The sequence below is a fragment of the Nocardioides solisilvae genome (genome assembly GCF_003194625.1).
GTDB classification, from domain to species: Bacteria; Actinomycetota; Actinomycetes; order Propionibacteriales; family Nocardioidaceae; genus Nocardioides; species Nocardioides solisilvae.
Map to the genome: position 1 here is coordinate 332,851 of NZ_QHKX01000001.1, position 14,135 is coordinate 346,985.

General features: G+C 74.3%; 11 protein-coding genes. 4 read left to right on the forward strand and 7 right to left on the reverse strand.

Translation table 11 applies throughout. From position 1 onward, the window contains the following. Window positions 1-10 precede the first annotated feature (10 nt). The gene (locus DNK53_RS01630; RefSeq protein WP_110180561.1) at window positions 11-1,174 is read right to left on the reverse strand and encodes an ROK family protein; all 1,164 of its coding nucleotides are present in this window, start codon (window positions 1,172-1,174) and stop codon (window positions 11-13) included. 190 nt (window positions 1,175-1,364) lie between these two features. Here DNK53_RS01630 and DNK53_RS01635 point away from each other — a divergent pair, with 190 nt between their 5' ends. Beyond that, on the forward strand, window positions 1,365-2,303 hold the full coding sequence (locus DNK53_RS01635) for a TauD/TfdA dioxygenase family protein (RefSeq protein WP_110180562.1): 939 nt from the start codon (window positions 1,365-1,367) through the stop codon (window positions 2,301-2,303). 6 nt (window positions 2,304-2,309) lie between these two features. Here the strand turns inward: DNK53_RS01635 and DNK53_RS01640 are convergent, their stop codons facing one another. The 4 genes from DNK53_RS01640 to DNK53_RS01655 are packed head-to-tail and all read right to left on the reverse strand — an operon-like array spanning window position 2,310 to window position 6,960. Continuing rightward, window positions 2,310-3,893, reverse strand: a complete 1,584-nt coding sequence (locus DNK53_RS01640) for an alpha/beta hydrolase (RefSeq protein ID WP_110180563.1) — start codon at window positions 3,891-3,893, stop codon at window positions 2,310-2,312. Beyond that, the gene (locus DNK53_RS01645) at window positions 3,890-5,035 is read right to left on the reverse strand and encodes a DNA polymerase III subunit delta' (protein WP_110180564.1); all 1,146 of its coding nucleotides are present in this window, start codon (window positions 5,033-5,035) and stop codon (window positions 3,890-3,892) included. The genes DNK53_RS01640 and DNK53_RS01645 overlap by 4 nt, the downstream gene beginning before the upstream one ends. Beyond that, window positions 5,032-5,688 carry a dTMP kinase gene (gene tmk / locus DNK53_RS01650; protein ID WP_338040988.1) on the reverse strand — a complete coding sequence of 219 codons (657 nt, stop codon included), beginning with the start codon at window positions 5,686-5,688 and terminating at the stop codon, window positions 5,032-5,034. Before tmk ends, DNK53_RS01645 begins: the two co-directional genes overlap by 4 nt. A gap of 54 nt (window positions 5,689-5,742) precedes the next feature. Then, on the reverse strand, window positions 5,743-6,960 hold the full coding sequence (locus DNK53_RS01655) for a calcium-binding protein (protein ID WP_110180565.1): 1,218 nt from the start codon (window positions 6,958-6,960) through the stop codon (window positions 5,743-5,745). Window positions 6,961-7,072: 112 nt separating this feature from the next. Between DNK53_RS01655 and DNK53_RS01660 the strand changes: the two genes are divergently transcribed. Then, entirely contained in the window at window positions 7,073-7,696 is a 624-nt protein-coding gene (locus DNK53_RS01660; protein ID WP_110180566.1) for a class I SAM-dependent methyltransferase, read from the forward strand. Window positions 7,697-7,749: 53 nt separating this feature from the next. Next, entirely contained in the window at window positions 7,750-8,190 is a 441-nt protein-coding gene (locus DNK53_RS01665; protein ID WP_110180567.1) for a hypothetical protein, read from the forward strand. 71 nt (window positions 8,191-8,261) lie between these two features. Here the strand turns inward: DNK53_RS01665 and DNK53_RS01670 are convergent, their stop codons facing one another. Further along, window positions 8,262-10,688, reverse strand: coding sequence for an immune inhibitor A domain-containing protein (locus tag DNK53_RS01670; RefSeq protein ID WP_239456315.1), 2,427 nt, complete (start codon window positions 10,686-10,688; stop codon window positions 8,262-8,264). 158 nt (window positions 10,689-10,846) lie between these two features. After that, entirely contained in the window at window positions 10,847-11,515 is a 669-nt protein-coding gene (locus DNK53_RS01675) for a hypothetical protein (RefSeq protein ID WP_110180569.1), read from the reverse strand. A 146-nt stretch (window positions 11,516-11,661) separates the two neighbouring features. On the opposite strand from DNK53_RS01675, the gene DNK53_RS18275 reads away from it, so the two are divergent. Further along, window positions 11,662-14,127 carry a purple acid phosphatase family protein gene (locus tag DNK53_RS18275; protein ID WP_110180570.1) on the forward strand — a complete coding sequence of 822 codons (2,466 nt, stop codon included), beginning with the start codon at window positions 11,662-11,664 and terminating at the stop codon, window positions 14,125-14,127. The last annotated feature ends 8 nt before the right edge of the window (window positions 14,128-14,135 follow it).

Consider the following 14,135-nt stretch of genomic DNA (forward strand, 5'->3'; position numbering starts at 1 on the left):
GTGGGGCTTTTCAGGCGGTGGTGGAACGGGGCTGCGGGGCGGTCGGGAGCACGGCGAACGGGTCGTCGTAGACCGGGCCGAGCGCGATCGTGCAGGCGGCGAGCGCCTGGATCCCGGCCCCGAAGCGGGTGAAGGAGAGGTCGAGCGGCGGCAGCGTGGTGGTGGCGTCGAAGGCGGCGACCACCTCGTCGAGCACGCCGGGGAAGTCGGTGAACGCCTGGCCGACGAGGATCATCCGGTCGGGGTCGACCATGTCGCGCACGAGCGCCACGGTCTCCCCCAGCAGGCGCGCGCGCTCGACGAGCAGGGCGCGGGCGCCGGGTACGCCGTCGGCGGCCGCCGCGTAGACCCGCTCGACCAGCGGCTCGTCGACCAGGCCGTCGCGGTGCGCGGCGACGGCCATGGCGTGGTCGCTGACGGCGGCCTCGAGGCAGCCGGTCCGGCCGCAGGGGCAGACCGCCCGCGAGCGGGTCGGGAAGTGGGTGAGCCGGGCGGCGCGGGAGACCTCGGTCTGCCCGCCCTTGTCGAGCGCCACCGCGAAGCCGGCGGTGTTGCGGACGTAGAAGTAGGTGGTCGCCCCGGGCGTGCCGTGCCGGCGGTGGATGTACTCGGCGGCGGCGACGGCCGCGATGTGCTCGCTGGTGGTGACCTCGAGGCCGAGCGCCTCGCCCAGCGCCAGGCCGGTCGCGTGCTGCTCGAGCCCGACCGCGTGCCAGGGGGCCACGACACCGGCCACGAGCGGGCGGCTCCCGGGGCGGGCGCGGAGCATCTCCACCACGCGGTTGCCGACCCACCCGAGGTCGAGCGCGTCGGCGGGGAGCCTCTCGCGGCTTCGGCTGTCGAGGACCCGGCCGGCGGCGTCGCCGAGCGCCACGGTGAGCAGCCGGGTGCCGACGTGGACGCCGACGACGACCCAGGTGGAGGGGTCGACCTCGACCGGGGTGCTGGGCCGGCCCACGGCACCGGGGCGGACCCGGTCGGGGCGCTCGCGGAGCAGGCCGGTGTCGAGCAGCGCGCTGACGGTCCGGGCGACCGTGCGACCGCTGAGGCCGGTCGGCGCGACGAGCTCGTCCCGGGTCATCCGGCCACAGCCGCGGACCTGCTCGAGGACCCGGCCGGCGGACGAGCCGAAACGGCCACGGGTGACCACGATGGTCGGGGGCTGCTGCGTCATCTGCTGCTCCTGGGTCGGGACCCGACGTCAATGTCGAGTAACTCGATCGAGAATGGCAGATATTGTCGTGGCCGTGCCCGTGTCTCAACACCGACACGCGGTTGACGCCACCGTGACGCGAACCCTTCCGGGCCCCCCGCGGAGCGTCCGAAGGTGAGGCCACCACACCCACCCAACGGAGGACTCACCCATGACCATCAGCCTCGACCGCCAGAAGACCTCGCTCGAGGTGCACCAGCTGGGGGGCCGGATCGGCGCCCGTCTCGACGGCGTCCGCCTCGGCGGCGACCTCGACGCCGCCACCGTCGGCGAGATCCGCGCGGCCCTGCTCAAGCACAAGGTCGTCTTCTTCCGCGGCCAGGACCACCTCGACGACGAGGGCCACATCGCCTTCGCCGAGCAGCTCGGCAGCCTCACCACCGCGCACCCGACCGTCAACACCGGCAGCGCGAAGATCTTCACGCTCACCGCCAACAAGGGGATGGCCGCCAACAGCTGGCACACCGACGTCACCTTCGTCGACCGGATCCCCGCCATCAGCATCCTGCGCGGCGTCACCATCCCGGCGTACGGCGGCAACACCGTGTGGGCCAACACGGCGGCCGCCTACGAGGCGCTCCCCGCGTCGCTGCGCGCGCTGGTCGACAACCTCTGGGCCGTGCACACCAACGACTACGACTACGCGGCCTCGCAGGAGAGCCAGGACGAGGTCGTCGAGTCGCACAAGTCCTTCACCCGCAGCCAGTTCGCCTCGACCCTCTTCGAGACCGAGCACCCCGTGGTCCGCGTCCACCCGGAGACCGGCGAGCGCACCCTGCTGCTGGGCCACTTCGTCAAGAAGTTCGTCGGGCTCAACCAGAAGGAGTCGGCGATCCTCTTCAACCTGCTCCAGGACCGCGTGACCAAGCTGGAGAACACCATCCGCTGGCAGTGGCAGCCGGGCGACGTGGCGATGTGGGACAACCGCGCCACGCAGCACTACGCCGTGGCGGACTTCGACACCCAGCCCCGCGAGGTCCGTCGGATCACCGTGGCCGGCGACATCCCGGTCGGGATCGACGGCCGCTCCAGCATCCCCGTCAAGGGCGACGCCGGGTCGTTCTCCGACATCGCCGCGCTGGTGAGCTGACCGACCTCAGCAGGTGACGTCGCCGTCGGGGACGACCCCGTCGACCAGGTAGTCCTCGATGGCGACGTCGATGCACTCGTCGCCCGCGTTGTAGGCGGTGTGGCCGTCGCCGTCGCGGGTCAGCAGGATCCCCGACTCCAGCTGGTCGGCCAGGGACTCGGCCCACTCGTACGGCGTCGCGGGGTCGCGCGTCGTGCCGGTCACCAGGATCGGCGCGGCGCCCGACCCGTCCACCTCGATCGGCTCCGACGGCTCGCCGCGGAATCCCTGGCAGCCCACCAGGCCCCAGGCGAAGACCCGCCCGAACGTCGGCGAGGCCTCCTCGAAGGCCTCGAACTCCGCCGGGACCTCGGAGGCGGGCGTGAAGGACGGGTCGTCGAGGCAGTTGATCGCGTAGATCGCCTCCGAGGAGTTGTCGCTGTAGCTGCCGTCGGGGCCGCGGGAGGCGTAGAAGTCCGACAGCTCCAGCAGGGCGGCACCGTTGCCGTCGAGCGCCTGGCGCAGCGCCCGGTCGAGGAGCCGCCAGTAGTCGCGGTTGTAGAGCGGCGCGACGATCCCGTAGAAGGCGTTGCCGATCCGCAGCTCCCGGTCTCCCGCCGGCAGCGGGTCGGCGTCGACCTCGTCGAGCAGGCGCGTGATCGTGGCCAGTCCGTCGTCCACCGAGTCGCCCAGGAAGCAGTCGCCCCCGTCGACGCAGTTCTCCACGTAGGCGGTGATCGCGGTCTCGAAACCTCGGGCCTGGCCCAGGCTCATCCCGCGGCTGTCCAGCTGGAGGTCGACGGCGCCGTCGAGCACGAGGTGGCCGACCCGCTCCGGGAAGAGCTCGGCGTAGGTCGCGCCCAGCTTGGTGCCGTAGGAGGCGCCGAGGTAGTCCAGCTGCCCCTCGCCCAGGGCGGCGCGGAGCACGTCCATGTCGCGGGCCGCCTCGACGGTGGAGACGTGGTCGACCAGGTCGCCGCTGCGCTGCTGGCAGCCCGCGCCGAACCGCTTGCTCCAGCGGACCGCCTCCCGCACCTCGGCGGGGGTGTCGGGCGCGGGGTCGCCGGCGAGGTACTCGTCGAGCTGCTCGTCGCTCAGGCAGTCGACCGGGTTGCTCCGGCCGGTGCCGCGCGGGTCGAAGCCGATGATGTCGAAGTGGTCGAGCAGCGGCTCGCGGAAGACGAACGCCGCCTGCGCGGCGTACTCGGTGCCGGGGGCGCCGGGGCCGCCCGGGTTGACCACCAGGGAGCCGACCCGGCGCTCTGGAGCGTCGGCGAGCACCTTGAGCAACGCGAGGTCGAGCTTCTCGCCGTCGGGCTCGTCGTAGTCCATCGGGACCTTGAGCCAGCCGCACTCGAAGCCGTCGCCGCAGGACTGCCAGTCGACCTCCTGGGAGTAGTACTGCTCCAGGGCGGGGTCGGGCGGCTCGGTCGCGTCGCCGGCCGGCTCGTCGTCGGAGCGCACCTGACGCTCGGGGGTCCGGGTCGTGGTCTCGCCGCCGCGGGCGCCGTCGCCGCCCCCGTCGTCGTCACCGAGGAGCAGGACCGCCCCCGCCACCACCGAGCCGAGCACCAGCGCGAGCGCCAGGAGCGCTGCCACCACACGGTTCACCGTGTCCCACCTTCCAGCCGCAACGCGACCATCATCGACTCGAGCGCCATCACGGGCGGCACGTTGAACTCCAGCATCTGCTCCCGGGCCGCGAAGATCGCCTCGATCCGGCGCAGGTTGGCCTCGGGGGTCGACCGGCGGGCCAGGGTCGCCACATCGGCGCGGATCTCCTCGTTGACCAGCCGGCCCGGGGCGCCCATCTTGAGGGCGATCGCGTCGCGGTAGACCGAGACGAGGTCCATCAGTCCGCGGTCGACGACGTCGAGGAGCCGCCGCTTCGACCTCGTCTTCTGGCCCTTCTCGAGGTCGCGCAGGGCGGGGGCGTACTCCTTGGGGCGCTTGCCGCGGCCCTCCACGCCGTACGCCCGGTCCAGCTCCGCCTTCTCCCGCGCGTCGAGCGCGGTGGTCTGGGCCTCCGCCTCGGCCTTGGCGACGTCGAGGAGGTTGCTCGCGGCGTTCATGCAGGAGCCCAGCGAGGTGAGCCGCGCGGGCAGCCGGACGACCTCGGCGCGCCGGTTGCGGGTCTCCTCGTCCAGCGCGAGCGCCCGGGCCCGGCCGATGTGGCCCTGGCTGGCGCGAGCCGCGTGGGCCGCCAGCGGCTCGCCGACCCCCTCGGTGCGGACCAGGAAGTCGGTGACGTCGGCGGCGTGCGGGGTGGTGAGGGTGACCAGCCGGCAGCGGGAGCGGATCGTGACGAGGACGTCCTCGGCCGACGGGGCGCAGAGCAGCCAGACCGTGCGCGCCGTCGGCTCCTCGATGGCCTTGAGCAGCGCGTTGCAGGCCTGGTCGGTGAGCCGGTCGGCGTCCTCCACGATCATCACCTGCCAGCGCGTGCCGTTGGGCGCGAGCGCCGAACGCCGCACGAGGTCGCGCACCTCGTCGACGCCGATCGAGAGCTTCTCGGTGCGGACCAGGGTGACGTCGGCGTGGGTGCGGCCCAGCGTGGTGCGGCAGGCGTGGCAGTCGCCGCAGCCCGCCCGGTCGCACTGGAGCGCGGCGGCGAAGGCGAGGGCGGCGTTGGAGCGGCCCGACCCCGGGGGGCCGGTGAAGAGCCACGCGTGGGTCATCCCGTCGCCACCCGCCGCGCGGCCGAGCGTGCCGACCACGTGGCGCTGGCCGACCAGCGCGTCCCAGACCGTCACGTCGCGGACTCCCGCGCCAGCAGCGGGGCGACCCGCTGGCGGACGGCGGCCGAGATCTCCTCGACCGGGGCGCGGGCGTCGAGCACGAGGTAGCGCTCCGGGTCCGCGGCGGCCATCTCGAGGAACGCCGAACGGACCCGCTGATGGAACTCCAGCGACTCCCCCTCGATCCGGTCCCGCCCCGTGAACCGCTCCAGGCCGGCGGCCGGCTCGAGGTCGAGGACGACGGTCAGGTGGGGCCGCAGCCCGCCGGTCGCCCAGCGCATCACCGGCTCCACCTCGGCGACCGGCAGCGCCCGGCCGGCGCCCTGGTAGGCCAGCGCGGAGTCGACGTACCGGTCGGTGACGACCACCTCGCCGCGGGCAAGGGCCGGCAGCACCACGGTGTCGACGTGCTCGGCCTTGTCGGCGGCGTAGAGCAGCGCCTCGGTGCGGTCGGACAGGTCGCCCGTGGCGGGGTCGAGCACGATCCGGCGCAGCCGCTGGCCGACCGCGGTGTCGCCCGGCTCGAAGGTCAGCACGACCGTGTGGCCCTCGGCCTCCAGCCACTCCCTGAGCGCCCGGGACTGGGTCGACTTGCCCGACCCTTCACCGCCCTCGAAGCAGACGAAGACGCCGCGCTCGGCGACGACGGGTGGGACAGGCACGATCACGCGTCACACCCTACGGGTGGGCGCCGACGCCCCCGCCCGGGCGCTCACCGCGCCTCAGCACGGTCGGGGCTTCTTCCAGTCCAGGCCGCAGCGGTCGCGGCCGCCGCCGCCCGCGACCCGCACCACGGCGGCGCCCCTCAGCTCCTCCCGGAAGACCTCCTTGCGCGGGCCGCCGCGGAAGGCGACCCGCCCCCGGCGCACGGTGCCCGAGACCGCGAGCTCCTCGGTGCCGCGCAGCGACGCCCAGCGGCGGCCCGCCACCCGGACCGCGCGACGGGGGACGTCGAGCCGCAGGTCGAGCGGACCGCCCGGCCGGCCGAAGGCCACCCGGAGCTCCAGCCCGTCCCAGCCGGGGCCGCCGACGAAGGCGCGACGCCCGGTCGTCAGCTCCGAGCGTCGCAGGGTCACGTGCACGTCGTCGTCGCCCGCCCCGCCGCGGGCCTCGCCGCCGTCCGACAGGAAGAAGTCGTCGTTCCGGGCGCCGCCGCGCAGCTCGTCGCCGTCGCCGCCGTACAGGAGGTCCGCGCCCTCGCCGCCCGACACCGCGTCCGGGGCGTGGACCCGGCTGCGCCGGTGGTGGAGGTTGGTGACGGCGTCCCCGTCGAGCTCGTCGTTGCCCGGACCGCCGTCGATCACGTCGGAGCCGCCGCCGCCGTGGATCGTGTCGTCGGCCGCACCGCCGACCAGGACGTCGTCGTACGGCGAGCCGACGATGCCGGCGAACGTGTCCGGCACCGACGCGGCGAAGGTGTCGGTCCCGTGCCCGGTGGCCACCCCCGCGCCGAGGTCGACGCGGACCGGGCCCGGGGCGTCGGCGTAGGAGACCTTGTCGCCGTAGACGCCGTCGGCGAAGTAGATGTCGTCGGGCCCCAGGTGGGGGCCGAGATCGACGAAGTCGTCACCCGGGCCGGGCTGCACCACGTCGCCCCAGTAGTCGTCGTCGGCCACGTAGGTGTCGCCACCCCCGAAGAGACGGTCGTCGCCGGGCCCGCCGACGATCGTGTCGGCGCTGTCGAGCCCGCAGATCGTGTCGTCCCCCTCGCCGCCGTCGATGTTGTCGAACCCGTCGCTGCCGACGATCACGTCGTCGCCGGGCGTGCCGTGCACCCACTCCCCGTGGGGGGTCGCGGGGTCGGCGACGATCGTCGCCACCTTGCCGTCGCAGGTGGGGACCTCCGCCTGTCCGGCGGCAGCACCCGTGAGCGGCAGGGCCGCGACCAGCAGGCCGGTCAGGGTCGCGAGGGCGGCGGCGGTGGGGGGTGTCGTGCGCATGCGGGACTCCTGGGTTCCTCGGTGTCGGCTTTCGCGGAGGGAGACGCACCGGGCGCCGGGAAAGTTGTCGTGCACCGTTCCCATCCCCCGGGCCGGAGGCTAGCGTGCCGGGATGGGGTGGTGGACGGACCACGTCGTGCCGAGGCTGACCGACTCCGCGCTCTCGAACGCCGAGGTCGCGGCGCTGCGGGCCCGCGCCTGCGCGCCGCTGGCCGGTCGGGTGCTCGAGATCGGCTTCGGCTCCGGGCTCAACCTCCCGCACCTGCCGGGTGACGTGGAGGCCGTCGACGCGGTCGAGCCCTCCGACGTCGGGTGGGCCCGCTCCGCGGGGCGCCGGGGCGCGGCGGCCGTGCCGGTGGCCCGCGTGGGGCTCGACGGCCAGGCGCTCGCGGCCCCCGACGCGACGTACGACGCCGCGCTCGTCACCTTCTCGCTCTGCACCGTCCCGGACCCCGCGCGGGCCCTCGCCGAGGCCCACCGGGTGCTGCGACCGGGCGGCGTCCTGGCCTTCCTCGAGCACGGGCTCTCCCCCGACCCGGTCGTGGCGCGCCGGCAGCGCCGGCTGGAGCCCGTGCAGCGGCGGGTCTTCGGCGGCTGCCACCTGACCCGCGACGTCCCGGCGCTCGTCGCGGACGCCGGCCTCACGCTCGGACCGGTCGAGACCGGCCACCTCGTGCCCGGGCCCCGGGCGATGCGACCGTGGACCTACGGCTTCCTGGGCACCGCGCGGCGGTGAGGCCGACCGGGCCCGGTCGGGAGCCGGCCGGGCTCCCGGTACGTCCCACCTGCATGAGCTCTCGTCGTGCCGCCCTGCTCCCGCTGCTCCCCCTGCTGCTCGCTGCCGCGCTCGCGGGTTGCGGGGAGGAGGAGCCGGGGGACGCGCCCGACGTCGGGCGGGAGACCACGAGCGTCTCGCCCACCCCCACCCCCACCCCCAGCCCCAGCCCGAGCTCCAGCCCCGGCGACACGACCGGCACGCCGCCGACCGAGGCGCTCCAGCGGATCCGCGTCGTGGGCGAGGTGGTGGAGGTCGACCCCGACCGGGGGTGCGCGGTGGTCCGGGACGACAACGAGATCCCCTGGACCCTCGTCGGCGAGGGCGTCACGGAGCTCGCGCCCGGCGACCGGGTCACGGCGGTCGGCGCCCCCCACCTCGCCGTCCCCGCGCCGTCGCAGCGCTGCGGCGACGGGTCGGTGGTCGCGGTGAGCCGGCTGGACGTCACGAGCTGACGGCACGGGACGCGACGAGGGCCGGGAGCGTCGCTCCCGGCCCTCGCCGTCGTGCTGTGCGTCGTCCCCGGTCAGCGGACCCGGATCTTCATCGACGTGCCGCTCTGCTGCAGCACCTCGATCTTGACGCCGACCCCGGCAACCTTCACCCCGACGCGGGGCAGTCCGCCGTCCACGTAGGGCTGGAAGTAGCGGTTGGGGTCGCTGTCGTCGAAGACCGGCTGGGCCGCCTCGCCCCGCACGAGGCTCTTGCGGCCACCGGCGGTGAGGGTGAAGGAGTCGGAGCGCTCGAGCCCGAAGGGGGCGTCGTACGTCTGGATCCGGCCACGCCACGGCTGGCCCTGCAGGTTGAAGTCGACGTTCGGGTTGGCGTCGACCGGGAGCACCAGGCCCTCACCGGGGTGCTGGCTGGTGTTGTTGTCGCCGTACGAGGCGTCCCAGTAGTTGACCAGGAGGCCGTTCTGGTACGGGAACTTCTCCACGAAGTTCGGCCGGTCCGGGAAGCTGAAGTTGTACGGCCCGGTCTGGAGGTACTTGTCGTAGGAGACGTAGGCCCGGTTGCTCGCGAGGTAGAACCGGTCGGTGTACGCCGTGATCGACGCGGCGACCGAGGAGAAGCCGTCCAGCGTCCAGCCGTTCGGCGAGGTCTCGGCCCCGTCGGCGAGGACGACCTCGCCACCCGCGGTGACCAAGATGTCGTCCACGAAGAGCCCGGTCCACTCGAGGTCGGGGTCCTGGCCCTGCACGGCGCCGTCGGTCTGGTAGCGGGCCCGGAAGCCGATGGTCTGGCCGGCGTACTCCGAGAGGTCGTAGGTCACCTGCTGGTAGCCCTCGCTGACCCCGTCGATGGCGACGTCGTCCTCGTCGAGCTCGGCGTCGGTGTCGAACGGCGTCGGGAGGGCCGTCCAGGTCCCGCTGCCGGCGGGCGCCTCGACCTCGAACCAGGCGAAGTCGTAGTCCTCCTCGATGTTGTAGGCCGTCTTCAGCGACAGCTCGGCACCGCCCGCGGGGACCGCGAGGTCGGCCCGCGCCATGGAGGACTCGTAGTTGTTGCCCTCACCGCTCCACCACTGCTTGCTCCCCTCGGCGGGGGTGGGCAGCGTGGTGACGTTCTCCTTGTCGGGGAGCACGACCGCGACGCCCTGGGCCTTGTCGGAGTTGTACTCGTGGGGGCCGAGGTCGATGGTGCGGTCCTGGCCCGCGACCACCGTCTCGTAGTCGAGCCAGCCCAGCTGCAGCTTGTCCCAGACGCCCAGGTCGGCGGCACGGGTGCCGATGCCCTGGTCGCCCTTGGCCGAGACCCGACTCTGCGCCATGAGGGTCCACCAGCTCACCGGGTTGTCGCCCGAGGCGGCGGTGTCGTAGTGGTCGGGCAGGCCGAGGTCGTGGCCGTACTCGTGGGCGACGACGGAGAGCCCGCCGTTCTCCGGCTGGATGGTGTAGTCGGCCACCCAGACGCCGGTGGTGCCGATCTGCGCGCCGCCGTCGAGGTTGCCCTCGGGACCGGCGGTGCCGTCGAGGTTCTGGAACGCCTTCCAGCGGTGGCTCCAGATGGCGTCCTCGCCGTAGATCGGGTCGCCGTCGGCCTCGTCGCCGCCGGCGTGGATGATCTGGAAGCGGTCGATGTAGCCGTCGGGCTCGTCGAAGTTGCCGTCGCCGTCGAAGTCGTAGCGGTCGCGGATGTCGTAGCGCGACACGACGCGGGCGATCTGGGCGTCGGTCTTGCCGGCCGCCTTCTGGTCGGCGACCCACTGCGTCATCGCGTCGGAGATCAGGGCCCAGTTGTTGCTGCAGACCTGCGAGCCGCACGGGTAGCCGCCGCTGCGGCCGTAGCGGGCCTGGTTGAACGGCACGCTCGTGATGTCGGTGACCATGCCCTCGACGCTGTAGCGGCCCGAGGACTGGCGCTCGTAGTAGGTCTTGAGCGACTCGACGCCCTCGCCCTCACCGAAGTAGAGGTCCTTGTAGTACTTCTTCGTGTACTTCTTGCGCCACTGGGTGGAGTTGTCGTCGCGGCCGGGCTCCGGGATCTCGTTGAACCGGGGGCCGTCGAAGCGAGCGGGGCCGGGGGTGGCCTCGTTGGTGTCCTGGTCGGGGAAGCTCGGGTGACGCTGGTCGCCGAACTCCACGAGCAGCACGAACACCTTGTCGGTGCGCTCGTTGGAGAGCTCGACGTACTGGTCCTGGACGGGGGCCGCCGCGGCGCTGCGCGGGTTGGCCCGCTCGGTCGCGACCTCGCGGCCCATCTTGAGGACCTGGTTGCCGTTGACGGTCCGCGGCTTCCGCTCGCCGCTGAGCACGTCGGCCCACGCCTGCTGGCGCAGCGCCTCCTGCTTCTCGGCGTCCTCGTTGGGGAGGACGTGGGAGGGGAGGGAGGTGGCCCGGGGTTCGCCCGTGCTGCCGGAGGGGTCGGCCGGCGGTGCGGCCGTCGCGGGCAGGGCCAGGAGGCCGCCACCCGCCATCAGCGCCAGGCAGAGCCCGGCAGTCGTGGTTCGCACGATCGTTCCTTTCCCGAGAGGCAGGGCGACCGGACCCCTGCGATACCGGCGCTCCCCTGCGTCGAGAGGACACTAAGCCGGGGATCCGACATCCCGGAAGGCCTCCGCACGTGCGACTTTGTGCAGGAGAAGTTCTGCAGAAAGTGAGCGGACGCCGCTCAGGATCCCGTCTCGAGCCGCTGCCGGGCCGGCGTCTCGACCGGCTGCGTGCGGCGGGCGGCCGCGATCCCGGCCTCGAGAAGGCCCCGCAGACGGGGGTCGCTGTCGGGGTGGGCGGCCCGGATCCCGCGGACGGCGGCGCGCACGACCGTCGGCGCGACGCGCCGGTGGAAGGCCTTCCCGGAGACCGGGCGCCCGGCGCTGAACCGCCTCGCCCAGGCGGCCTCGCCGGGGAACCGCTCCAGCACCGCCTCGACGTCGGCACGGGTGGTGCCGCGCCCCGGCGCGGGGTCGCCGAGGTCGTCGAGGACCCGCTGGACCGAGAGCAGTCCGGCCGCCAGCGCGCGCTGCGCCGAGCGCGGCGACCGGGGCAGGGCGTACGCCGCGACCGCGGCGGCGATCTCCACCTCGGTGCGCAGCCCGCTCCCGCGCAGCCCGACCACCGACGGCACCAGCACGACCAGGTCGGAGCGGTCGGCGTCGCTGGTGTTGTCGTTGACCAGGCGCGCCAGCTCGGCCAGGAGCGGGTCGGTGCACTGGGGGTGGTCGCTCCACCGCTCGCCCGCGAGGTAGGACGCCATCTCCATGAAGCAGGCGCCCGAGCGCGGTGTCCGGTGCCGGCCGCGGGAGAGGACCGGGAAGCTGTCGGGGACCTGGCTGCTGCTCATGGCATTCCTCCTCCCCCCAATGTGCGCCCGACCCGCGCCCCGGGGCAAGGGGTCGGCGGCCGAGATCTGCGCCGGGGTGTCGACGGAGTGCGCTTGACTGTGCGCCGACGCGGGTCACGAGCGTCTCGGGGGAAGCAGGGGGAGTCATGCGCATCGTCGCGCTGGTGGTGGGCCTGGTGACGGGCGTCGGGCTGCTGCCCGGGGTCGCGGCTCCGGCGGCGGTGGCCGGCACGGCCGAGCCCGACGCGCTGGTGACCGCCCGGACGACGTGGCGCTACCTCGCCGACGACACCGACCCGGGCGCCCCCGACGACCCGCTCGCCTGGGCCGCTCCGGGCTTCGACGACCGGGCGTGGTCCTCCGGGCAGGGCGGCTTCGGCGGACGGGTGCGCAGCGACGGCAGCGAGACGGCCGAGTTCGCCACCGGGATGGTGGCCCGCACCCCGCTCCCGATCCGCGCGCCGGGCGCCGCCCAGCCCGTGCGCAGCTACTTCTTCCGCACCACCTTCGAGGTCACCCCCGACCTCCTCGCGGCGGGGCGCGACCTGGTCGGCGAGGGGTACGTCGACGACGCCGCGCTCGTCCTGGTCAACGGGCGCGAGGTGGTCCGCTACCTCGTCGAGCCCGGCACCCCCAACCTCGCGTACGACGACGGGGTCGGCGGCAACGTGGCCTTCCGGATCCCCGCCTCGGCGCTGCAGGAGGGGACCAACACCCTCGCGGTCCGGCTCCACCAGGGCAAGCCCGAGAGCACCGACGTCTGGTGGTCGCTGGACCGGCTGGCGCTCGCCCCGGTCGTCGAGCCCGACCCGCCCGGCCCGCGGCGGGTGGTGCTCACCCCCACCGCCGACCCGTCCACGTCCCAGCACGTGACGTGGCTGGCCGAGGAGCCCACGCAGTCCCGCGGGGCGGTGGAGGTGGTCCCCGTGGCCGGCGGCGAGGTCCGCACCGTGGCGGCCACGCTGGCGGGCCGGGCTCCCCGGCAGCCCGCGCCGCACTTCTCCGCCGCCCTCACCGGCCTGCGACCCGGGACGGCGTACCGCTACCGCGTGGGCGACGCGGCGACGGGCTGGAGCGCCTGGCACGCCTTCACGACGGCCGACCCGACGCGGACCGACTTCCAGTACGTCTACTACGGCGACGCCCAGATGGGCCTCGACAGCACCTGGCCCGCCGTGGTCCGGATGGCCGAGCGGACCGCGCCCGCCTCGGTGGGCTCCGTGCACGCCGGCGACCTCGTCGAGGCGGGCAACGACGACGGCCAGTGGGCCTCGTGGTTCCGCGGGATGCGCCGCTCGGCCGCGACCACCAACGTGCTGGCCGCGCCGGGCAACCACGAGCACTCCGGCGACCGCCTGCTCCAGGCCTGGAAGGCGCACGTCGAGTACCCGGCCAACCAGCCGACCGACGCCACCATCGGCACGCTCGCCCGGCGGGCGGTCGGCGACGACCCGGTGGCCCGCCAGTACCGCGCGTACTTCGACCACTGGTCGCGCCTGGCCCGCGAGACCGTCTACCACGTCAACTACCAGGGCGTCCGGTTCGTCACCGTCAACGCCACCCGGGACCCCGTCTTCCTGACCCCTGCCGCCCTGCCGGAGTGCGAGGGCCAGGGCTGCCCGTCCGCCCGGGCCGACGAGGTGTGGATCGAGTACCAGGCCGCCTGGCTCGACCACGTCCTCGGACGGTCGCCCTCGAAGTGGAAGGTCGTCACCTTCCACCAGCCCGTCCTCTCGGCCAGCCAGGGGCGCGACGAGCCCGTGCTGCGCCGCCACTGGCTGCCGGTGCTGCAGCGCCACGACGTCGACCTGGTGCAGATGGGCCACGACCACGTCTACTCCCGCGGGTTCCTCGACGTGGACCGCACCAGCGAGCCGGGGGTCACCGACGGCCCGGTCTACGTCGTCAGCAACTCCGGCGCCCGCCACTACCACCTGGAGGCCGACCGGGGCAGTGTCTGGGCGGCCAACGGCGCCACCCAGGTGCTGAAGGGGGCCCGGGTCACGACCTTCGCGGTCGTCACCGTCTCCCGGGACGCCCTGGTCTTCCGCTCCTACGTCGCCGAGGTCGCCCCCGGCGCCTACACCGTGCCGGCGCGGCCCCTCGCCGTCGGGTCCGTGCTCGACGAGTTCACGGTCCACAAGGGCGACGACGGTCGCAAGCGGGTCGTCGGCGGGTGGGTCCCGGAGCCCACCCCGACGCCGGAGCCCACCCCGACGGCGAAGCCCACCCCGACGGCGGAGCCCTCGCCGACGAGGAGGCCCGCCCCGTCGGCGGGACCCACCCCCACCGCGACGCCGGGCGCGGTCGCCAAGACGGCCAGCCGCGTCACGGTCAGCCGGCTGACCACCCGCCGCGGGCGCTCCTCGGTGCGGGTGGGCGCCTCCGTGGGGCGGGTCGAGGTCGTCCTCCGACTCCGGGGGCGGACGCTGCGGCGCACGGCGCAGGTGGTCCCCGGACGCACGACGCGGGTGCCGCTCGGCTGGGTCGATCCCCGGGCGGTCCGCCGCAGCGGGAACCGGGCCCGCCTCGTGGTCACCCTGCTCCCCGCCGACCCGGCCGCGCACGCCGGGGCGCGGAAGGTCCGGCCGGTGAAGGCGCCCCGGCGCTGACGCCGGGG